Source organism: Pontibacter arcticus, assembly GCF_003284895.1.
GTDB classification, from domain to species: Bacteria; Bacteroidota; Bacteroidia; order Cytophagales; family Hymenobacteraceae; genus Pontibacter; species Pontibacter arcticus.
The window spans coordinates 957,721-977,782 of the sequence record NZ_QMDV01000002.1; the positions used below are offsets into that span (position 1 = coordinate 957,721).

At 45.8% G+C, this 20,062-nt stretch carries 22 protein-coding genes and 1 tRNA gene; 8 read left to right on the plus strand and 15 right to left on the minus strand.

Annotated features, from left to right (window positions below):
- Positions 1 to 104: 104 nt before the first annotated feature.
- The 10 genes from DP923_RS09325 to DP923_RS09370 form a co-directional block, all read right to left on the minus strand.
- Positions 105 to 192 (minus strand) — tRNA-Ser (locus tag DP923_RS09325).
- 71 nt (positions 193 to 263) lie between these two features.
- Positions 264 to 1,331, minus strand: a complete 1,068-nt coding sequence (locus DP923_RS09330; RefSeq protein WP_112305541.1) for an asparaginase — start codon at positions 1,329 to 1,331, stop codon at positions 264 to 266.
- 1 nt (position 1,332) lies between these two features.
- Entirely contained in the window at positions 1,333 to 2,100 is a 768-nt protein-coding gene (locus DP923_RS09335) for a TatD family hydrolase (RefSeq protein WP_112305542.1), read from the minus strand.
- Between the two features lie 168 nt (positions 2,101 to 2,268).
- On the minus strand, positions 2,269 to 3,360 hold the full coding sequence (locus DP923_RS09340; RefSeq protein ID WP_112305543.1) for a glycosyltransferase: 1,092 nt from the start codon (positions 3,358 to 3,360) through the stop codon (positions 2,269 to 2,271).
- On the minus strand, positions 3,357 to 3,920 hold the full coding sequence (locus DP923_RS09345) for a polysaccharide deacetylase family protein (protein WP_112305544.1): 564 nt from the start codon (positions 3,918 to 3,920) through the stop codon (positions 3,357 to 3,359). Before DP923_RS09345 ends, DP923_RS09340 begins: the two co-directional genes overlap by 4 nt.
- 165 nt (positions 3,921 to 4,085) lie before the next feature.
- Positions 4,086 to 5,309, minus strand: coding sequence for a PP2C family protein-serine/threonine phosphatase (locus tag DP923_RS09350; RefSeq protein WP_112305545.1), 1,224 nt, complete (start codon positions 5,307 to 5,309; stop codon positions 4,086 to 4,088).
- Positions 5,302 to 6,486 (minus strand): ABC transporter permease, encoded by a 1,185-nt coding sequence (locus tag DP923_RS09355; protein WP_239020984.1) that lies wholly within the window; start codon positions 6,484 to 6,486, stop codon positions 5,302 to 5,304. The genes DP923_RS09350 and DP923_RS09355 overlap by 8 nt, the downstream gene beginning before the upstream one ends.
- The gene (locus DP923_RS09360; RefSeq protein ID WP_112305546.1) at positions 6,486 to 6,743 is read right to left on the minus strand and encodes a hypothetical protein; all 258 of its coding nucleotides are present in this window, start codon (positions 6,741 to 6,743) and stop codon (positions 6,486 to 6,488) included. The genes DP923_RS09355 and DP923_RS09360 overlap by 1 nt, the downstream gene beginning before the upstream one ends.
- Entirely contained in the window at positions 6,740 to 7,873 is a 1,134-nt protein-coding gene (locus DP923_RS09365) for a glycosyltransferase (protein WP_112305547.1), read from the minus strand. The genes DP923_RS09360 and DP923_RS09365 overlap by 4 nt, the downstream gene beginning before the upstream one ends.
- Positions 7,870 to 8,859 carry a lysylphosphatidylglycerol synthase domain-containing protein gene (locus DP923_RS09370; RefSeq protein ID WP_112305548.1) on the minus strand — a complete coding sequence of 330 codons (990 nt, stop codon included), beginning with the start codon at positions 8,857 to 8,859 and terminating at the stop codon, positions 7,870 to 7,872. The genes DP923_RS09365 and DP923_RS09370 overlap by 4 nt, the downstream gene beginning before the upstream one ends.
- A 26-nt stretch (positions 8,860 to 8,885) precedes the next feature.
- Between DP923_RS09370 and ruvC the strand changes: the two genes are divergently transcribed.
- The 4 genes from ruvC (at position 8,886) to DP923_RS09390 (ending at position 12,177) form a co-directional block, all read left to right on the plus strand.
- Complete coding sequence (ruvC, locus tag DP923_RS09375; RefSeq protein WP_112305549.1) at positions 8,886 to 9,455, plus strand: crossover junction endodeoxyribonuclease RuvC; 570 nt, start codon at positions 8,886 to 8,888, stop codon at positions 9,453 to 9,455.
- A 156-nt stretch (positions 9,456 to 9,611) separates the two neighbouring features.
- The gene (locus DP923_RS09380; protein WP_112305550.1) at positions 9,612 to 10,391 is read left to right on the plus strand and encodes an MlaE family ABC transporter permease; all 780 of its coding nucleotides are present in this window, start codon (positions 9,612 to 9,614) and stop codon (positions 10,389 to 10,391) included.
- 10 nt (positions 10,392 to 10,401) lie between these two features.
- On the plus strand, positions 10,402 to 11,175 hold the full coding sequence (locus DP923_RS09385) for an ABC transporter ATP-binding protein (RefSeq protein WP_112305551.1): 774 nt from the start codon (positions 10,402 to 10,404) through the stop codon (positions 11,173 to 11,175).
- The gene (locus tag DP923_RS09390; RefSeq protein ID WP_112305552.1) at positions 11,176 to 12,177 is read left to right on the plus strand and encodes an MlaD family protein; all 1,002 of its coding nucleotides are present in this window, start codon (positions 11,176 to 11,178) and stop codon (positions 12,175 to 12,177) included.
- Between the two features lie 117 nt (positions 12,178 to 12,294).
- Here the strand turns inward: DP923_RS09390 and DP923_RS09395 are convergent, their stop codons facing one another.
- The 5 genes from DP923_RS09395 to rsmA all read right to left on the minus strand — a co-directional run bounded on the left by DP923_RS09395 (position 12,295) and on the right by rsmA (position 16,576).
- A complete protein-coding gene (locus tag DP923_RS09395; protein ID WP_112305553.1) occupies positions 12,295 to 12,693 on the minus strand; it encodes an HIT family protein in 399 nt (132 codons plus the stop codon).
- A gap of 4 nt (positions 12,694 to 12,697) precedes the next feature.
- Entirely contained in the window at positions 12,698 to 13,171 is a 474-nt protein-coding gene (gene greA, locus DP923_RS09400) for a transcription elongation factor GreA (RefSeq protein WP_112305554.1), read from the minus strand.
- Between the two features lie 327 nt (positions 13,172 to 13,498).
- Positions 13,499 to 14,437, minus strand: coding sequence for an NAD(P)-dependent oxidoreductase (locus tag DP923_RS09405; protein WP_112305555.1), 939 nt, complete (start codon positions 14,435 to 14,437; stop codon positions 13,499 to 13,501).
- Positions 14,438 to 14,439: 2 nt separating this feature from the next.
- Complete coding sequence (mgtE, locus tag DP923_RS09410) at positions 14,440 to 15,792, minus strand: magnesium transporter (protein ID WP_112305556.1); 1,353 nt, start codon at positions 15,790 to 15,792, stop codon at positions 14,440 to 14,442.
- A gap of 4 nt (positions 15,793 to 15,796) precedes the next feature.
- Positions 15,797 to 16,576, minus strand: a complete 780-nt coding sequence (rsmA, locus tag DP923_RS09415) for a 16S rRNA (adenine(1518)-N(6)/adenine(1519)-N(6))-dimethyltransferase RsmA (RefSeq protein WP_112305557.1) — start codon at positions 16,574 to 16,576, stop codon at positions 15,797 to 15,799.
- A 148-nt stretch (positions 16,577 to 16,724) separates the two neighbouring features.
- Here rsmA and DP923_RS09420 point away from each other — a divergent pair, with 148 nt between their 5' ends.
- The 4 genes from DP923_RS09420 to rpmF all read left to right on the plus strand — a co-directional run bounded on the left by DP923_RS09420 (position 16,725) and on the right by rpmF (position 20,048).
- On the plus strand, positions 16,725 to 18,158 hold the full coding sequence (locus DP923_RS09420; RefSeq protein ID WP_112305558.1) for a leucyl aminopeptidase family protein: 1,434 nt from the start codon (positions 16,725 to 16,727) through the stop codon (positions 18,156 to 18,158).
- A gap of 3 nt (positions 18,159 to 18,161) precedes the next feature.
- Positions 18,162 to 19,169: a 4-hydroxythreonine-4-phosphate dehydrogenase PdxA gene (gene pdxA / locus DP923_RS09425; RefSeq protein ID WP_112305559.1), complete on the plus strand. Its 1,008-nt coding sequence runs from the start codon at positions 18,162 to 18,164 to the stop codon at positions 19,167 to 19,169.
- A gap of 80 nt (positions 19,170 to 19,249) precedes the next feature.
- Entirely contained in the window at positions 19,250 to 19,798 is a 549-nt protein-coding gene (locus DP923_RS09430) for a YceD family protein (RefSeq protein ID WP_112305560.1), read from the plus strand.
- A 52-nt stretch (positions 19,799 to 19,850) separates the two neighbouring features.
- Positions 19,851 to 20,048, plus strand: a complete 198-nt coding sequence (rpmF, locus tag DP923_RS09435; protein WP_112305561.1) for a 50S ribosomal protein L32 — start codon at positions 19,851 to 19,853, stop codon at positions 20,046 to 20,048.
- The last annotated feature ends 14 nt before the right edge of the window (positions 20,049 to 20,062 follow it).

The window sequence follows — 20,062 nt, forward strand, 5'->3', positions numbered from 1 at the left end:
ACTATAAAGCAGTTATATGCATGGATATAAAAAGCGTGAGCCTAAATACAAAAAGCCTGTAAACGTTTTGTTTACAGGCTTTTAAGAGTTTAACTACTACTTAGCAGAGAGAGCGGGATTCGAACCCGCGATACCCTTTTGGAGTATACACACTTTCCAGGCGTGCTCCTTCAACCACTCGGACACCTCTCTTTATCTGGACGCAAAGATACATTTTTATACGGTATACTTGCAAGCGTTTCTTGTTTATACTTTCAGCATACTTAGATTGTTATTTCGCCGCGCAGATTCTTACTGAGCCATGTTCGTGCCTCTTCTAAAGGTAACTTCTGGCCAAGTATAAACATCAGCTTGGTTACGGCGGCTTCTGTAGTAATATCAGCGCCCCCAATAATACCCATGTTCAGCAGATATTTGCTTGTTTCGTAACGCCCCTGGTCTACCCTTCCCTCATCGCACTGCGACACATTTAAGATCAATACGCCTTTGTCAATTGCATCCTGCAAAACACTCAAAAACCAATTGCTGGTTGGTGCATTACCCGATCCAAAGGTTTCCAGTACAACCCCTTTCGCCCCGGAGTCCAGCAATATACTTTTAACGACCTGCTTGGTAATACCCGGAAAAAGCTTCAGAATAACAACGTCGTCGCTTAACTGGTGATGCACTTTAAAAGGTTTGGAAGTAGCTTCCAGAATATATTCGGTTTTATACTCTATTTCGATTCCGGTTTCGGCCAGTAAAGGGTAATTGTCAGTTTTAAACGCATCAAAATGGCTGCTCTCTACTTTTTTTGCCCGGTTGCCACGTAAGAGCACATTCCTGAAGTATAAGCTTACTTCCGGCACCATGGCCACGCCATCGTTTTTTGTGGCTGCAATCTGAAGCGCCGTAATCAGGTTCTCACGGGCATCCGTCCGGATGCGGCCAATAGGTACTTGTGCGCCTGTGAAAATAACAGGTTTGTCCAGGTTTTCGAGTAGATAGCTGAGCGCCGAAGCAGAATAGGCCATTGTATCTGTGCCGTGCAAAATTACAAAACCATCATACTTGCTGTAGTTATCTTCAATTAAACGGGCCAGCATCAGCCAGTCCTGCACCGACATATCCGAAGAATCAATAGCAGGTTCTATACTTAATACCGTCAGCAAATAGTTAAACTGGCGCAGTTCCGGTAAATGATCCACGATCTGCCCAAAATTAAAAGGCACCAGGTGTTTTTTTACTTCATCAAATACCATCCCGATCGTGCCGCCTGTGTAAATGATCAGGATGGAAGCTTCCGGATGGAGCGGTGCAGCCGTTTCGATGTCAACTTTTACAACCTGCATACTATAGTTTAAAGAGGTTTAACGCATTCTGGGTCGTGATCTCGGCTACTTCCTGCAGTGTTTTACCACTCAGTTCGGCTACGCGTTTGGCTATCAGCGGCAGGTAAACAGGTTCGTTGCGCTTGCCACGATACGGCACAGGTGCTAAGTAAGGGCAATCTGTTTCCAACACAATCTGGTCAAGGGCAACGTGCGGTAAAACTTTATCCAGGCCGCCGTTTTTAAAGGTAGCCACACCACCAATCCCGATCAGGAAATCAAGTTCTTTTACTTTTTGCGCCTGCTCAGGCGTACCCGAAAAGCAATGAAAAATACCCCTTAGCGTGCCGTCCTGCGCTGCAGCTACCAGTTCATACGTTTCCTCAAACGAATCTCTGGTGTGCAGTACGATGGGCAGTTTATACTTTTTGGCAAGATCCAGCTGTACTTTGAGGGCTTCCTGCTGTTGCGGAAAAAAAGTTTTATCCCAGTACAGGTCGATGCCGCACTCCCCTATTGCAGAAAATTTGCGTTTGCCCAGCCACTCCTCTACCAGGTATAACTCCCGCTCAAAATCTTTGGTAACGTAGCACGGGTGCAGCCCCATCATAGGGATACATTGTTCCGGATGTTTGTGCTCGGTTTCCAGCATCACATCAATCGTAGTATGATCGATGTTGGGCATGTAGATTTTAGAAACTCCTTCTGCTAATGCACGCTCCACTGCTTCATCGCGGTCGTTAACAAACTCTTCAGAGTAAATATGGGCATGCGAGTCAATTAAATTCATTTCTCTTAAGTATGTTTTTACATCAGCCTAAACTGATGAAGTACTACATTTTATTGAATTTGATAAAAGCTAAAAAGCCTGCACTACCAATTAAAAAAGGACAGATTGCCGGCTTCCAACGTATAAATATAATCCTGCCAACTCTTTCACTTTCTAACTTACCAAGGATTAATATTTGCGCCCTTTCCAGTTCACTTTCGAAGGCAGGAAAAAGAAGATGATCAGGATGATAGAAGAAACAATCATGTAAATTTCGAAGAGCACATAATTCCACCAACTGGTGCGTTCTCCGATACGTTTCAGGCACAAGTACAGGAAAATGCTCTGGAGGATCAGCTTCACCACAAAAATAAGAAATGCAATACCAACCGAAGTATAAGTATAAAAGGGCAGCAACACCGGGTAATAAGCTGCATGCAGCACAAAAATGATGGCCATGTAGAGCGGCAGATGCGCGGTGCCCTTCATCCAGCGTTTGCGCTGGTGCATAAACTGCCAGAACGTGGCGGCAGGCGTACTTTTAGCGAGTACACTTTGCTGATATAAATTTCTGAATTTCCAGCCTTTTTTAAGTATGGCGTTAAAGATGGCGATATCTTCTGTGATAGAGAATTTTATACTTTCAAAACCGCCTACGTCTTCATACGCTTTCCGGCGCAGCAACATGTTATTGCCCATCGATGTTACCGGCAACTTCAGATCAGATACTACCTGCACCAAACCCAGCGCATAATACCAATCGAATGCCTGCATCTCGGCAAAAAAACCGTCGCCTTCAACGGAAGTAATGCCGGTAACCACGCCTACATCTTCTTTCATCACCGATAACATTCCTTGGATCCAGTCTTCGGGAACGGCAATGTCGGCATCGGTATAAAAGAAAAAATCTGTGGTGGCGTACTTAGCCAGGTGTGCGAGTACGTTTGCTTTGCCACGGGCCTCGCCCAGGTTTTCAGTGATCGGAATACACGTACAACCCGGTTTATTACGGATAAAATCAAGTACAACCTGGCGTGTATTGTCGGTAGAAGCATCATCCCCGATCAGGATCTCGAGCTTATCTTTGGGGTAATGCAGGTTTTCGATGGCGTTGAGGCAGCGCAAAATAGTATGTTCCTCGTTGCGGGCAGCGATCAGGATACTCACCCGCGGCTGGAAGTCATACTTACTGTTTTGGTTGCGACGGTTAAAAACCAGCAGGCACAGCAGTACCAGGAAAAGTAAAAAGTAAACGATGAAGTATATAATCGAAAAAATCATAGTACCTCGAATGTATAACCCTGCGCTGTAAAATGAGCCAGAAATTTAGGTAAGGCAAACTGCATGTTGCGCTGGGCTTTTAGGCTGTCGTGGAAAACGATGATGCTGCCTTCCACGGTATGCTCCACTGCTTTTTCGAGGCACAACTCTGGCGATAGTGTCGCGTCGTAATCATTTGTTAGTACATCCCACATAATCAGCTCATATTCTTTGCGAAGTATGGCAGCCTGCGCCGGCGAAATGCGGCCATAAGGTGGCCTGAACAGTTTACGGGAAGTATTGAGCGCAGGGAATTGGTTGAGCTGCTCCTGGCAAAGGGCTGTGTTCTGTACATAATCCGCGACGGGTGTCTGCCAGCCTTTAAGGTGGTTAAAAGTATGATTTGCCAGCCCGTGGCCTTGTTTTACGATTTCTGCCGCTATGTGCGGGTATTTGGCTACATTCTCCCCGACACAAAAAAAAGTGGCCTTCGCGTTATAGCCAGCCAGTTGCTCCAGTACCCAGGGTGTTACTTCCGGAATCGGGCCATCATCAAAAGTAAGATACAGTACTTTGTTCATGGAGTGGCGTTGCCAGGTATAACGGGGCAATAGTTGTTTAAGTAGCCCGGGCGTTTTATAAAAGCGGATCACTTTTGAATGTTAAATTGTTAGTTGTTGATTGTTATTGAGAAAACTAAGCTTGAGGCACTATAACAATCAGTACGCAACAACCAACAAGTAAATTTATTTAAACCGGCACGAAAGCAAGGTAATATCATCACTGAAAGAAGCTTCCTCGTTGTACAGGTTTATTTCGCGGAGCAACTCCAGGTGCAGTACTTTAGAACTCAGAAACCGGTGGCGCTGCATAAAATCGATGGTGCCTTCTATGCCATACTCAGCTTCGTCTGCATCAAAAACCTCGGTGAGCCCATCGGTATAACAAAGTAATACGGAGCGCTTCGGTATCTGCACCGTGCTAACCGACATAAATGGCAGCACATCAAAAACGCCCAGCATCGTACAACCATCATTCAGCAGATCGTGGGTATTGTTTTCGTGCAGCAGAATAGGTGCGTTGTGTCCGGCATTTACATAACTCAGCTCGCGTGTTACCCGGTTGTAAATAGCTACAAAACAGGTAATAAACTTTTCAGCGATGGCATTGATATAAATCAGGTGGTTGAGCTCGGATACGATCGTATTCAGGTCTGTTGTCTGGCGCAGAATAGTACGCAAACCTGCCTGAAAATTAGACATCAGCAACGATGCCGGCACACCTTTTCCCGACACATCGGCCACACAAAACAAAAACTGATCTTTGTCTATTTCGATGTAATCGTAGTAATCGCCGCCGATGGTGGAGTGCGGAATATAACTGGCATGTATGGCAACATCTTTATCGTTTGGCAGCGATTTAGGGAACAGCATCGTTTGTACTTCACGTGCAATTTCGATCTCGCGCCTGATAGATTCCTGCGCTAAACGTTGCCTTGCCATTTTATGGTTCTCAATCGCAACAAGCATGATGTTACTCAGGGTCTGCACAAAATTCAGGGCTTCCGGGTTCGAGTAACTGGCATTAAAGTTTCCGATCATCACAAAAGCCAGCACCTTGTTGTTATGAATAACAGGGATCACGATCTCCAGATCGCGCCAGCGTTTATCGATGTTGAGTTTGGAAGTGCGGGTAATTTCGCGGATCTCGAGTATTTGCTTTGGTAGCGGCTGCTTGCTGAAATCCTGGGAAGTACCTACGCATACTTTATTTTCCCAGTTTTCGTCGTGCACATACAATACGAGCCTGCTGATTTGCAGCTGGGCCAGCAAAGTAAACCTGTAAATTTTGTACAGGGCATTGGCTGGCAGGTTGTTATTGATAGCCTGCGTAATCTCTAGTAAGGCCGTGAGCTCAAGCTTTTTAAGGTTGAGTTCCTGTTTTAGTTGCGGTATAAGTATGTCAGGCATTCGAAATCGGGATTTTAGGGTCGTAAGCATCGCGCAGGCCATTACCGAAAAGGTTGAAAGCCAGCACCAGCAAACTGATGCAAACACTTGGTAAAACTACTAAAAAAAGGCCGGCCCGGGCACCAATCAACTGGAAACCTTCGTTCACCATCATTCCCCACGACGGGGCGGGCGGCTGTACTCCTAATCCTAAAAAGCTAAGGCCTGCTTCGATCAGAATAGCAGATGCAAAATTGGCAGTTGCTATTACAATTAACGGCCCGATAATGTTTGGCAACAAATGCCGGAATATGATCTGGTACTTTGGAACTCCTAATACGTTGGCAGCCTCAATATAGGTCTTTTCTTTTAAGCCTAAAATCTGTCCGCGCACTACTCTGGCCACTTCTACCCACATGGTTAAGCCAACAGCTACAAACGCAACCCAAACGCCTTTACTATCCAGGGCCAGGCTAATGGCAATAACCAGCATGATACTGGGCACCGACCAGACCACTGTCATCAGAAACGTCATCAGCTTATCTATACTTCCGCCAAAATAACCGCCTATGGCCCCAATGGTAACACCGATAACCAGCGAGATAAGAACCGCCACAAAACCGATACCCAACGAAATGCGAGTACCCAGTATAAGCCGGCTCAGCACATCACGGCCAGCTTTATCGGTACCCAGCCAATACGTTCTGTTGGTGATAAAATCGCTTTCTATACGTTCCTTTGCTTGGTCCGGTGTCAGGTTTTTAGCATCGCTGCCCAGTATTTCCCTGAAACCAAAGGTACGCTCCTGGTCGGTAATGGCGCTGTTAGTATTCACCGGTTTAATGACGACGCTATCGGTTTTAAAAGTATAACTTTCGATTGGGATCTCAGCAAAATCAGCCTGCTCGCCGGAAAGTATAAATTCTATAAAATTAACCTCCTGCTGTACACCACCCGCACGCGGTATGCGCATTACCTGCGTTGTAAAGCCCGGCTCTTTTTTCTGAAGCTGCACGATGCCGTTGTTTGCATTTGGCGAACTATCCGGCATAAAAGCATACCCGCCCAGTGCTATTACCACTGAAAAAAGTATAAGCAGCAAACCCAGCATGGCAGGTTTGTTCTGCCATAAACGTTGCCTGATGTAGTAAGAAGGTGGCCGCGACACGGGCGGCTGTGGTTTGGTAAGGAGTGCCATCAGATAGAGTTATGCACGACTAAACCTGCCTTGGTTGCCAGAAAAAAATACTCCTGGTACTCTGTTTTGAAAGCTGTCTCTATGTAAGGGTGTTCGGTGTCCTGGTCTGGGAAAAGAATGCGGATGTAGCCTTTCCCCAACAAAGATTCCAACGTTTCGCAAAGTTCTTTGTCTGTCAGGTTAAGTTTGGTTTTGAGGTCAGGATAAGCGGTTACAAAGTATAACTCGTCCAGTACAGCAAATTCGTTGTCGTTCATAGCGTTTTAAGGGTTCTGCCTTTCCAGGTGTAGCGGCCAAATAAGCCGGCCAGCGCCGTTACCAGCACATAAGGGATGTATACCAGTTGCAACGGAAGTATGTATAAATTATACTTCGGCTTGCCTAAAAAAGCCAGTATGCGGCTTAAAAATAAGAAATCCACCCCAAACTTGGCAACATATGCTAATATAAATAACCAATGCGTCAACCACCCGCCTATAACTGCAGGTATCGCCAGGAAAAGTAACAGGTTAACCATAAACACGGTTAAGGCCACTAACTGCACGTTCAGTTTGGTATAAGAGCGCCACTTACTGGCCCACCGTACCCGCTGGGAAATAAAGATGCTCAGGGTTTTACGCGCGTTGGTATAAACTATCGCTTCAGCACTTTTCAGGAACGTGATCTTATCCAGATAGCGCTCGCTGAGCTTGTGAAGTATAAATTCGTCGTCGCCGCTGGCTACGCCTTCGTTTCCTGCAAAGCCGTTAATTTCCTGAAAAGCTGCTTTTGTATAAGCGAGGTTCGCACCGTTGCACATGTTAGGTTTGCCGAGCGCAATGGAAGCCCCGCCTATTCCGATCAGGCTGGCAAACTCTACCAACTGCATTTTCTCGAACAGCGATGTTGTATCCTGGAAACTGACCGGACCGCTGATAAAGACAGCTTGCTTAGTTTGGTAAGTATGCGCGAAAAGCGAAAGCCAGTTCGGCTGCACCCGGCAGTCGCCATCAGTAAATACAAGCAGTTCGCCGGTTGCCAGCTCCACTCCTTTCTGAACGGCAGCTTTCTTTAAGTATAACTTATCATAATCTTTCAACTGAAGCAACCGGATAGTTACACTTGCCTGGGCTGCAAAAGCCTGCACCAACGCTGCGGTTTCGTCCTCGGAATGATCATCTACCACCAGTACTTCAAACAGTTCTGTCGGGTATGATTGCAGCTCTAAATCCTGAAGCAAGGCGATGATGTTCGCTGATTCGTTCCGGACGGGGATAATAACGGATAGTTTTACCTCAGGCTGAAAAGCGGTTGGAAGTATGATTTCCTGCAAATTATTCCAACTAGTTAATCTCCTGATGATCAGAAAGCTGTAAAGTATAACTACAAGTAAAAGTATAAAACTCAAGCGGCGGCTCCTTTCCTGTTTAAGCGTAACCTTAATACAAAGATAAGCCCCAGCACGCTTGGCACCAGTATGTTGAGCAACCACAAACTCAGGCTGGCGCTAAGCACCTGCAACCGTTCCTGATCCAGCAAACCAAACAAGTACATGGCAGATAATTCTCGAACGCCCAGGTCAGAAAGCAAACTGACAGAAGGCACCACGGATTTCAGAAAAAAAGTACCCGACACGCCACTTACATATTGCCACAGGTTCAGCTTCACTTCAAACATTACCAGCAGTAAAATAAACTGCGCCATAAAAACGCCATAACGCACCAGCGAAAGTAACAGCAACCGGGTAACTTCCCGGGAAGTATAATTTTTGATAACAGCGATGTACGGCACCAGTTTGCGGAGCGGTTTTATACTTGCCACCAGTGCCACCATGGCCCGCGCATGGAAAAGCAGCAGCAGCAACCCGATGCAAAGTATAACCAGCAAAACAACCACGCTCATACTTACACCCGGATATGATTGCCAGTAAAACGTAAAGATAAAGTATAAAAAACCGACGGAGCCAGCCAGCACAGTAGCCACCAACTGGCAGAATCGACCCATAAAAACGGCGCCTATACCTTGCAAATGCTGGTCGCTGTGCAGTTCTAAAACGCGGCCGGCATAATCACCGAGTTTATTTGGCGTTATAAAACCCAGCGTAAGGCCTACCATTACCGAACGATATGCGCGCCAGTAAGAGATCGGTTCTATTTTACTTCCGAGCAGTTGCCATTTCATCGCCTCGATTCCCCAGTTAACAGGTATCAGCAGCGCTACAAGTATAAACAACACACGCAACTCGCTCTGCAGCATTTTTCTAAGTATGGCTTCCCAGGTAAGAAAAGTATCAGGTGCCGTAAAAATAGTATGGTAAAGCAGGTAAAGTGTCAGCAGCAGCACAAAGGCTTTGCCGGCAAGCAAAAGGAATTTTTTAGAGAAGTTAATGTTCAAGATAATTGTCTTATTTTTGCAGCCTTATGGTTTACTCTTCCGCGCTCCCTCCTAACAAACTGATTCTTGGCATTGACCCCGGCACCCAAGTAATGGGTTATGGGCTTATTGAAGTTACCGGATCAAAGGTAAAGGTTTTGCAGTATGGCGTCATCCACTTAAAAAGCTACAGCAACCACGCCATCAAGTTAAAGAAAATTTTTGACCGCATGATACAGCTCATCGACGAATACCTGCCCGATGAGCTGGCTATCGAATCTCCTTTTTTTGGCGTGAACGTGCAAAGTATGCTGAAACTGGGTCGGGCACAGGGCGTTGCCATTGCAGCTGCGCTTTCTAGAGATATACCATATGTAGAGTATGCGCCCAAAAAAGTAAAACAATCTGTTACCGGAAATGGTAATGCTTCTAAGGAACAGGTGGCCAGTATGCTGGTTCAGATCCTGAAAATACAGCCTGACCCGAAAATGTTTGATGCCACGGATGCCCTTTCGGTAGCACTTTGCCATCATTATCAGAAAGGAAACAACGCTAAATCGGGCGCAAAATCCTGGAAAGGTTTCCTGACAGATAACCCGGACAGGGTCGCTAAGTAATTTTATTGAGTAAATAATCGATTGGAAGCATGTTTTAACAGGGTTTCCGGAAATACTCAGCTATTTATCCACTATTCACAAATTTGATTTGTAAGTTTACGTACTAGTTTGCATAACTTTTACTCCAGACAGCTTGCTCCAACATAACGACACCGAATGCGCAGATATGTAACCACAAGAAGGCTCGACCGTGCTTTTCTTGAGCTTTATAGAATCTATTCATTTATAATACGCTTTTTTAAGGAAGCTTTTCTCCCTCCTTACGAATTCAAAGAAATTATAAAACAATGCTACGAAGTAGGCGTGCGCTCGCTGCCGCTTATTTCTGTAACCGGGTTTATCATCGGCATTGTCTTTACAAACCAGTCCCGGCCCTCTCTTTCAGAGTTTGGTGCAACCTCCTGGCTACCTTCCCTTATTTCAATTGCCATTGTGCGTGCGCTTGCTCCTTTGGTGACGGCTATTATTGCCGCTGGCCGTGTGGGCTCTAGTATCGGCGCTGAGCTGGGCTCGATGAAAGTAACTGAGCAAATAGATGCGATGGAAGTTTCGGGTACCAATCCGTTTAATTTCCTGGTGGTGAGCCGCGTTTTAGCCACTACTCTTATGATTCCGGCACTGATGATTTATACGATGTTTGTGGCTTTGATGGGCGCTTACGTAAACGTACATCAGCACGAGTTAACCAGCCTTACCACCTATTTCGGTCAGGTTTTTAGTGCGATCTCGTTTCTGGATATTTTTTCATCGCTGATAAAATCCTTCATTTTTGGCTTTACTGTCGGGATGGTAGGTTGTTATAAAGGCTATTATTCTTCTAAAGGCACAGAAGGTGTGGGCAAAGCGGCCAACTCGGCTGTGGTAACTGCTATGTTCCTGGTGTTTATAGAAGAATTGCTTGCCATGCAGATCATTAACGCCATACGGGCCATGTAACCTGATCCATATGCACAAGGAAACTCCAAAAATAAATTATACTGATAAGGTTATCGAAATTAAAGGCCTTACCAAGTCTTTCGACGAGAATGACATACTCCGTGGCGTAGACCTGGATTTGTATCGCGGCGAAAACCTGGTTGTGCTGGGTCGTTCCGGTACTGGTAAATCTGTTTTGATCAAGATCATTTCCGGATTGCTGCGGGCCGATGAAGGTATAGTAAACGTACTTGGCCAAAACGTAAGCAAATTAACCCCAAAAGAACTGCAACAACTGCGGTTAAAACTGGGTTTCTCTTTCCAGAACAGCGCCTTGTATGATAGTATGACAGTTGCTGAAAACCTGGAATTTCCGTTGGTGCGCCACCAGACAAACCTGACGCGCCGCGATATAAACCGGATTATTGATGTGGTGCTTGATGCCGTTGGGCTGGCACAATCCAGAGACCAGATGCCTTCGGAATTATCGGGTGGGCAGCGCAAACGTATCGGTATTGCCCGCACACTTATCCTGAAGCCGGAAATTATGCTTTACGATGAGCCTACCGCCGGCCTCGATCCAATTACCAGTATAGAGATCAACAAATTAATAAACGAAGTACAGCGAAGGTTTAAAACATCTTCCATCATTATTACCCACGACCTTACGTGCGCCCGTTCCGTAGGAGACCGACTGGTAATGCTCCTGGATGGGCAGTTTCAGCGGCAAGGTACGTTCGAAGAAGTTTTTGATACAGACGACGAACGCGTTCAATCTTTTTATAATTACAACTTTATAGACTAAATGAGTGCAGCAGATAATAAGCGATCCATCATAGTTGGCATTTTTGTATTTCTGGCTATTGCCATTTTTATTGCCAGCGTGCTCATACTTGGCGGGCAACAGAAACGGTTTATCAAGAGCGTAGCCGTTACAGCCGTTTTTGATGATGTGGAAGGAATGAAGATCGGAAACAACGTATGGTTTTCCGGGGTGAAGATCGGAAACGTAAAGGATATTCATTTTTATGGCACAGACCAGGTAGAAGTGGTGATGAACATCGAGGAAAGCTCCCAGAAGTATATCCGCAAAGATGCTATGGCCCGCATCAGTTCCGAAAGCTTAATCGGCAACAAGATCATCGAGATATTCGGCGGTTCGCAGCAGGCACCTGAAATTGCAAACGGCGACAGGCTAAAATCGCAGGCTAACCTGAACACCGATGATATCATGAAAACGCTGCAGGAAAACAACAAAAACTTTGTGGGCATTACCTCAAATATCAGCGAGCTGAGCGCACGGTTGGTAAAAGGAGAAGGAACGATGGGCGCTTTGCTGACAGACTCTACGCTGGCACTTAATTTTAAAGCAATGATCGCGAGCCTGGAACAAACATCGGCTAACACTGTTCGGGCTTCAAATGCACTAACGCAGTTTACCTCCAAATTAAACACAAAAGGTGGCCTCGCAAACGAGCTATTGACTGATACAGCGGTATTCAACCAGCTGCAAAGCTCCGTAGCCGAGATGCAGAAAGCAACCAAAGCCGCCAGCCAGATGGCTGCAAACCTACAGGAAACCAGTACCAAGTTAAACGATAACAACAACGCGGTGGGCGTTTTGCTGAACGACGAGAAATTTGCCAACCAGCTGCAAAGCACCATGCAAAACCTGGAAACCGGGTCTCAGAAACTGGATGAGAACATGAAAGCACTGCAACAAAATTTTCTGCTGAGAGGATACTTTAAAAAGCAGGCAAAAGAGAACAAGAAGCTGCAGGAGCAACAGACGGATAGTATAAACTAAGATTTCCTTGAATAACAAAAGGCCCGTATCTGCTACAGATACGGGCCTTTTGTTTTGATAAAGTATAAACGTATGGATTAGCGTTACTCGGTTTTGCTATACTTTGTTTTAATAGAATCAGCCGTTATAAGCTGCTTTAATCTTTGCTGCTGTTTCTTCAAACGCTTCTTTACTGAACTGCTGCTTGTTGGCAAAATTCATGTCCTGCATCTTGTTCAGCGGGATGAGGTGTACGTGCGCATGAGGCACTTCCAAGCCCACGACCGATATGCCTATTCGCTTGCAAGGTACCGCCTTCTCAATTGCAGCTGCTATTTTTTTGGCAAACGCCATCAAACCCAGGTACAAGGCATCATCCAAATCAAAGATATAATCGGTTTGCTGTTTCGGGATAACCAGCGTATGCCCTTTTGTAGTCGGGAACACATCCAGAAAAGCCAGGTAGTTTTCGTCCTCTGCAATTTTGTAAGCAGGGATTTCGCCGTTAACGATCTTTGTGAAAATGCTTGGTTCCATCAGCTTAGCGGCTTATTTCCAATACTTCAAATTCAATTTTACCAGCCGGGATCGTAATCTCTGCAATCTCACCAACCGATTTACCTAACAAGCCTTTCCCTATTGGCGACTTTACAGAAATCTTACCGGATGCCAGATCTGCTTCCTCTTCTGCTACCAACGTATAATCCATCACCATGTTATTTTTCAGGTTCTTGATCTTTACTTTGGAAAGTATAAGCGCTTTACTCAGATCCAGGTTCGTCTCATCTATCAGGCGGGCATTGCCTACTACTTCTTCCAACTTGGCAATCTTAAGCTCCAGGTGGCCTTGTGCGTCTTTGGCAGCATCATATTCTGCATTCTCGCTCAGGTCACCTTTATCACGCGCTTCTGCCAGTTGGCGGGCTACATGGGCACGGCCCTTGGTACGAAGTTCCTGCAACTCATCTTTCAGTTTCTGTAATCCTTCTGCCGTGTAATAAGAAATGTTGCTCATAATGTTTTTTACGTTTAAAACACAAAAACAAAAAGAACGGTTATGGACATGCATAACCGTTCTTTTTGCCTGATATGTAAATTTTATCTTAAATTCTTGTCTCTAGAATGGTCGCAGCGATTTGTCCGTTTAACAATTGCCTGCTCCTGCTAAGTTTTTTGTTTTTAAAACCGGAGAAGGCTCCGGCTAGTTTCCAACTTTAGCAAATATACTAAATTTTAGTATACCTGAAATACGGACCTCATTATTTTAATAACCGCATTAAGTAATACTTCCGTTACTGCCAATTTATACTTTAAAACAGGAAATGCAAGCCTAAAATACCTGTTAAATTAGCAATGCAGCTATTTTCTGAACGAGTACTTCGTTTATTCTGGAATAGGATTCAAAGGTCCAGCCGGCAATGTGCGGTGTAAGTATAACGTTATTGGCAGCACTCAGGTATGCAAAATCTTCTTGCTGCGCTGGCGTTAAGGTTTGCAGCTTTTCGTTTTCGAGTACATCTAGCGCAGCGCCTTTTATACTTCCGTTTTGGAGTGCTTTAACCAGTGCGTGCTGGTCCACTACCTCGCCGCGTGAGGTATTCAGAAACCAGACAGGCTTCTTAAAACCTTCAAAAAAAGCAGCGTCTGCCAGCTTTGAGTTTTCAGGAATGTATGGGATGTGCATACTCACCACATCGGCTTCGGTTTGCAATTGTTCCAATGTCACGCACTCAATTGGTTCGCATACTTTTTCGGGCGCAAAGCGGTCGTAGGCCATGATGCGGCAACTAAAACCGGAAAGCACTTGCGCAAAGCTCTGTCCCATATTTCCGAAACCGATAATGCCGACTGTTTTTCCGCTGAGTTCTTCGCCCCTGTTTTCTTCACGTAGCCATACTTTGTTTCGTACCTGCTTGTCGCTTCGGGTAATGTTCCGCAGCAAAGAGAGCAGCAAACCCAGCGTATGTTCGCCAACGGCCTGTTTGTTTCCTTCGTTAGCTCCGAGCAACGTTATACCTCTTGCTTCCAGCGCAGCCGCATCAATGTTATCGAGTCCGGCTCCTGCCCTTGCCACAAACCGGAGTTTATCAGCCAGCTTAATGGTATCTGCGCTAATCTGCATTTTGCTTCGCACGATCAGGCCTTCAAAACCAACCAACGCCTCCTGTACTTCAGCTGGTTTTATACCTGGTCTGTAGTCTGCTTCCACGCCTATACGTTGGAGTAGCGGAAACATACTTTCGTGCACTTCATCAATTATAAGAACCCGTGTAGCAGCCATACTTATAAACTATAAAGCCAGTGTGCTATACCGAAATAAATACCCAGCCCAAGTAAATCGTTGGCTGTCGTGATGAACGGACCGGCTGCAACAGCTGGGTTGATACCGAATTTATCCAGTATCATCGGCATGATAGTACCCATGAGCGAGGCCAGCATTACCACCGAAAAAAGCGCAATCGAAACAACCATTGAAAGTTTAATATCGCCTTTGAACAGATAGGTAAACAGAAACACAAGCATAGAAATGATGACCGCATTCAGTAAAGCCACGAGCAGCACCTTTAACATACGTTCCGAGAGGTTATCAAAAATAACGGTGTTAGAGGCCAGCGTCTGTATGATGATGGACGAGGATTGAATGCCTACATTACCGCCGGTTGCTGTGATAAGCGGCACAAAAAGGGCCAGTGCCGGCAAAAGCGCAATATCGCCTTCGAAGAAGCCCATAAACTGAGCTGCCATCAAACCTCCTACCATACCAATGATCAGCCAGGGCAATCGCGAACGCGAAATACGGAACACGGTATCGTCTTCTTCCACATTTTCGGTAATACCCGTCATGAGCTGACGGCTTAGTTCGGCCTGCTCCTGCATTACATCTATCACGTCATCAATGGTGATACGGCCTAGCAAACGCCCTTGAATGTTTACAACCGGAACAGCTTCCAGGTCATACTTCTGCATCACGCCTACCACTTCATTCTCATCCCTGAAAGACTCGATCGAGATCACATCCGGGTTCGAAATATCTTTTACCAGCACATCGTCTTTGGAAAGCAGCAGTGCCTTTACACTGACACGGCCTACCAGAATATCGCGGTTATCGACTACATACACGGTATAAATGCGCTCTACATCTTCGGCTTGCCTGCGGATCTCTTCGATGCATTGGCGTACGCGCCAGTTCTGGTTTACTTTGATAAGCTCTTTTGCCATCAGACCGCCTGCGCAATCTTCTTCGTAATGGAGCAGGTCAAGTATGGCGGCGGCTTTTTCTTCGTTATCGATCAGGGCAAGCACTTCCTCGCGTATCTGTACCGACTGCTCGTTCAGAATATCCACCGCATCATCCGAATCCATCAGGTTCAGGTAACGGGCAATTTCCTGGCTAGTAAAGTTATCGAGAAAGTCTTTGCGGATGTCGTAATCCAGGTCAGAGAGAATCTCGGAGCCGACTTCGGGCGGCAGCAGGTCCATCACATACTTCGACTCGGTTGCATCCAGCTCATATAACACCGTGGTTATATCTGCCGGGTACATGCCGGCCATTGACTCAAGTATAAAATCCTGGTCTTTGCGCGCAATTGCTTCCTCTACCTGCTCAATGTATTCGCGTGTGATCTCTACTTGCATGTTCCTAAATGTGCTGCTCTACCAACTGTGTGAGGGCTATAAAATCGTCGACTGAAAGCTGCTCGGCGCGCTCGTCAAAAACAGGCAACGCAGTAACTTCAGGCGGCAGGTTAAATGTTTTAAGGCAATTACGAAGCGTTTTGCGGCGGGTACCAAAGCTTAACTTTACCACTTCAAAAAAGCGTTTCTCGTTACATGGCAACGATTCGCGCTCGTTCCGGATCAGGCTGATAACCGCAGACTTAACTTTAGGCTTCGGATGAAATACCTGTTCGCTTACCGTGAAATTATACTTTATCGTATAGAATGTCTGTAACAGCACGCTCAGGATACCATACGTTTTAGAGCCCGGAGGTTCGGCCAGGCGCTCGGCTACTTCTTTCTGCAGCATACACACCACTTCAGGTACCACATCGCGGTGCGCCAACACTTTAAAAAATATCTGGCTCGATATGTTATAAGGGAAGTTACCAATGATAGCGAACTTGCCCGGGAACAACTTGCTCAGATCCGTTTTCAGAAAGTCAGCCGATATAATGCGGTCTTCTAGCGCCGGGAAATGTTCTTTCAGGTACGCAATCGACTCGCGGTCTATATCAATTACGGTGGTTGTATATTCTTTATGTTGCAGTAGGTATTGCGTAAGCACACCCATTCCGGGGCCAATCTCCAGCACATTGGTTACACCGCCGGGCATCGTCAGCTGTTCAACAATCTTTGTGGCGATGTTCTGATCGACCAGGAAATGCTGGCCTAAATGTTTTTTCGGACTTACTTTACTCACGGTGTGCTGGTTATAGTTTGAGAGGCAGCGTATACTTTCCGGCTCAAACCCGTTATACTTACTTGTGATGCGAAACAGCCATTTTACACGCTTTTCGCATTCCGTTTTATACTTGTTATATTAGCAGTCTCAAAGATACGAAGGACAAATGCCAACACAACTCAAACATAGCACAAGCTTAAGCAAAAATACTGATTTTGCCGTAGTCGTGCAGCCCGAACAGGCTGGCCAACTCGAAGATTTACAACCGGAAGAGCGCCAGTATGTAGACCAACAAATTAAAAACGAGGCAAAACTTATTTCGTTGAACCGCTACCTGCAGCGCATTTATATTGTAGTAGTGCCAACTTCTAAAACCGAAGATGCCCGCAACGAAGCGCTCCGCCAGGCTGGCCATACTTTATTAAAGCAGGTAAAAGCCGATAAAATCGAAAACTTATCGATTGTAGATAAAACCAACACAAACGCTGCTTTATACCTGGCAGAAGGTTTATACTTAAGTAACTACGAATATAAAAAGTATAAAACCAAAGACCTGAAGCCAACCTCGCTGCAAAGTATAACTATTGCAGGCGAGAATGTGGAGGCGCAGCAAGTAGCAGAACTTGCCAACCTGCTGGAAGCCATCTATAAAGTACGCGACCTGGTAAACGACCCGCACAGCCACCAGAGCGCGGAGCAATTAAGCCAGCAGTTCGAAGCACTGGGCGATGAAGCCGGTTTTAAAACGGAGATTCTGGATGAAATAAAAATCCAGTCTTTGAAAATGGGCGGTTTGCTGGCGGTTAACCAGGGTTCTGATGATCCGGCAACGTTCACCATCATGGAATGGAAACCGGAGAATGCGAAAAACGAGAAGCCTTATGTGCTGGTTGGCAAAGGTGTAGTATACGATACCGGCGGACTTAGCTTAAAACCTACCCCCCTTTCCATGGATTATATGAAATCCGATATGGCAGGTGGTGCTTCGGTAGCAGGTATACTGTATGCGGTGGCTAAAAATAAATTGCCGTTACATGTGATTGCGTTGGTGCCGGCAACTGATAACCGCCCGGGCGGCAAGGCGGTAGCGCCCGGCGATGTGATTACCATGTATAATGGCATGACCGTGGAAGTACTAAACACCGATGCGGAAGGCCGTTTGATTCTGGCGGATGCTCTGAGCTTTGCTAAAAAGTATAACCCGGAATTGGTGATCGATATGGCAACTTTAACCGGCTCTGCCATGCGTGCCGTTGGTAAAGAAGGCGTGGCGGTTATGAGCACGGCTGGCGATGAACTGATGAGCGAACTTAAGCAAGCAGGAAATCAGGTACACGAGCGTTTGGTAGAGTTTCCGCTTTGGGACGAGTATAAAAAGCAGATCGAATCTGATATTGCCGACTTGAAAAATATTGGAGGTGCCGATGCGGGCCATATAACAGCCGGTAAGTTTCTGGAAGCTTTTACGGATTACCCGTGGGTGCACCTTGATATTGCCGGTACTGCTTACCTGCACGCCGAAGATTCTTACAGAGGGAAGCTGGCAACGGCATCGGGTGTGCGCCTGGTTTATACTTACCTAAACTCACTGGCCAAGTAACAAATGGACAACAGACAAAAGCCAAGAATCGGCATCAGCATCGGAGACACGAATGGCATAGGGCCGGAAGTTGTTGTAAAAACGCTATCAGACGCACGCATACTTAATTTCTGCACACCAGTAATTTATGCGTCAGCAGCAGTGCTGCAACATACCAAAGCAGCTTTAAAAGCTGATTATTTTAATTTTGTGGAAGTAGGTACTGCTCATGCGCTGGTTAGCCGCAAGGTAAACCTGGTATCTTGTATTGATGCTGATCTCCCAATCGAAACCGGGACGCCTACGCCATTTTCCGGAAAGGCGTCGCTTTCTTCCTTAATGGCTGCTTCTGCCGATCTGAAAGCCGGTTTGCTGGATGGTATAGTGACTGCGCCTATCAATAAAGACAATATACAGGCAGACGATTTCCGCTTCCCGGGGCACACCGAGTTCCTTACTTCATATTTTGATGCTGCCGACAGTCTGATGCTTTTAGTGAGCGGACCACTGCGTGTTGCCACCGCTACCGGACACATGGCACTCAAAGATGTCGCTTCCAAGCTTTCAGAAGAACTGATTATCCGGAAACTGACCATCCTGCTTGAGTCGATACAGAAGGATTTTGGTATTCAGAAACCGCGCATCGCTGTATTGGGGCTTAACCCGCATGCCGGCGAAAATGGTTTATTAGGCACCGAAGAAACCGAGATCATTCGCCCGGCAATCCTCAAAATGAAAGAACGCGGCCATCTGATTTTTGGCCCTTACCCGGCTGACGGCTTTTTTGGCGTGCAACAGTATAAACAAGTCGATGCCGTACTATCCATGTACCACGATCAGGGCCTGATTCCGTTTAAAACCCTGGCCATGGATAATGGCGTAAACTACACGGCTGGCCTGCGCATTGTACGCACCTCGCCAGACCACGGTACTGCTTACGATATTGCAGCTAAGGGCCTTGCAGACGAAACATCTTTCAGGGAAGCGCTTTTCCTGGCCTGCGATATTATTAAAAAGCGAACAGAAGTATAAAGCTGCCTGTATTAATAATAGGCAAGCTCTTTTATTTTACAGAAATAAATTCTAATTTTGCGTCTTGGGATAAAAAGTCGATGGAGAAGAAGCTAAGAGATTACGAAATCGGCATCGCTAAACTCAGTAACAAGAAACACTTTTACGAGTTTGAGCTTGATGATTCTTTTTTTAAGCTGTTTGAAGGGGAAATTATACTTGGCGGTAATTTACTTGCTAAAGTAGAGTTGGATAAGGCAGAGGCGCTGCTTACCTTCGTCTTTGATATTAAAGGCCACGTGCGGCTTACCTGCGACAGAAGCCTGGAAGAATTTGATTACCCGATTGAGGTAACCGAAACATTCAGGATAAAGTATGGCGAGCAGAACGCAGAACTTGGCGACGACCTTTGGCAGATTACGCCGGGCACACAAAGTATAAATATCGCACAGCATTTATACGATTATGTAAGCCTGGCAGTACCCATTAAAAAATTACACCCTCGGTTTCTGGAGGAGGAAGATGAAGAAGATGAAAACGACATTCTGATTTATTCTTCCAAATCAACAGGAAACGATGCGGAAGATGGAGATAACAACGACGACGAAGACATTGACCCGCGTTGGGATGCCCTGAAGAACCTGAATTAAAAGTTTGGATTAAAATAAAGTTTAAAAACACCAAGTAATTACTAACTAAAAAATGGCACATCCTAAACGTAAGATTTCGAAGACCAGAAGAGATAAGAGAAGAACTCACCAAAAACTTTCTGAGAAAGCCGTTGCCATCTGCCCTACTACAGATACACCGCACCTTTTCCACCATGCTTATGTAGTTGAAGGCGATCTGTTCCACAAAGGCAAACTGGCAATTAAAAATTATACTACGAACGCGCAGTAATCAAAACCGGCTCA

Excerpts from the sequence above, each read along its gene's own strand:
- DP923_RS09380 (WP_112305550.1), top strand. The coding sequence starts at position 9,612 with ATGCGCAGATATGTAACCACAAGAAGGCTCGACCGTGCTTTTCTTGAG.
- pdxA (WP_112305559.1), top strand. The coding sequence starts at position 18,162 with ATGGACAACAGACAAAAGCCAAGAATCGGCATCAGCATCGGAGACACG.
- rpmF (WP_112305561.1), top strand. The coding sequence starts at position 19,851 with ATGGCACATCCTAAACGTAAGATTTCGAAGACCAGAAGAGATAAGAGA.
- DP923_RS09355 (WP_239020984.1), bottom strand. The coding sequence starts at position 6,486 with ATGGCACTCCTTACCAAACCACAGCCGCCCGTGTCGCGGCCACCTTCT.
- DP923_RS09360 (WP_112305546.1), bottom strand. The coding sequence starts at position 6,743 with ATGAACGACAACGAATTTGCTGTACTGGACGAGTTATACTTTGTAACC.
- DP923_RS09345 (WP_112305544.1), bottom strand. The coding sequence starts at position 3,920 with ATGAACAAAGTACTGTATCTTACTTTTGATGATGGCCCGATTCCGGAA.
- DP923_RS09405 (WP_112305555.1), bottom strand. The coding sequence starts at position 14,437 with ATGGCTGCTACACGGGTTCTTATAATTGATGAAGTGCACGAAAGTATG.
- ruvC (WP_112305549.1), top strand. The coding sequence starts at position 8,886 with ATGGTTTACTCTTCCGCGCTCCCTCCTAACAAACTGATTCTTGGCATT.
- DP923_RS09420 (WP_112305558.1), top strand. The coding sequence starts at position 16,725 with ATGCCAACACAACTCAAACATAGCACAAGCTTAAGCAAAAATACTGAT.
- DP923_RS09390 (WP_112305552.1), top strand. The coding sequence starts at position 11,176 with ATGAGTGCAGCAGATAATAAGCGATCCATCATAGTTGGCATTTTTGTA.
- DP923_RS09340 (WP_112305543.1), bottom strand. The coding sequence starts at position 3,360 with ATGATTTTTTCGATTATATACTTCATCGTTTACTTTTTACTTTTCCTG.
- DP923_RS09385 (WP_112305551.1), top strand. The coding sequence starts at position 10,402 with ATGCACAAGGAAACTCCAAAAATAAATTATACTGATAAGGTTATCGAA.
- mgtE (WP_112305556.1), bottom strand. The coding sequence starts at position 15,792 with ATGCAAGTAGAGATCACACGCGAATACATTGAGCAGGTAGAGGAAGCA.
- DP923_RS09330 (WP_112305541.1), bottom strand. The coding sequence starts at position 1,331 with ATGCAGGTTGTAAAAGTTGACATCGAAACGGCTGCACCGCTCCATCCG.
- DP923_RS09430 (WP_112305560.1), top strand. The coding sequence starts at position 19,250 with ATGGAGAAGAAGCTAAGAGATTACGAAATCGGCATCGCTAAACTCAGT.
- DP923_RS09395 (WP_112305553.1), bottom strand. The coding sequence starts at position 12,693 with ATGGAACCAAGCATTTTCACAAAGATCGTTAACGGCGAAATCCCTGCT.
- DP923_RS09350 (WP_112305545.1), bottom strand. The coding sequence starts at position 5,309 with ATGCCTGACATACTTATACCGCAACTAAAACAGGAACTCAACCTTAAA.
- greA (WP_112305554.1), bottom strand. The coding sequence starts at position 13,171 with ATGAGCAACATTTCTTATTACACGGCAGAAGGATTACAGAAACTGAAA.
- DP923_RS09335 (WP_112305542.1), bottom strand. The coding sequence starts at position 2,100 with ATGAATTTAATTGACTCGCATGCCCATATTTACTCTGAAGAGTTTGTT.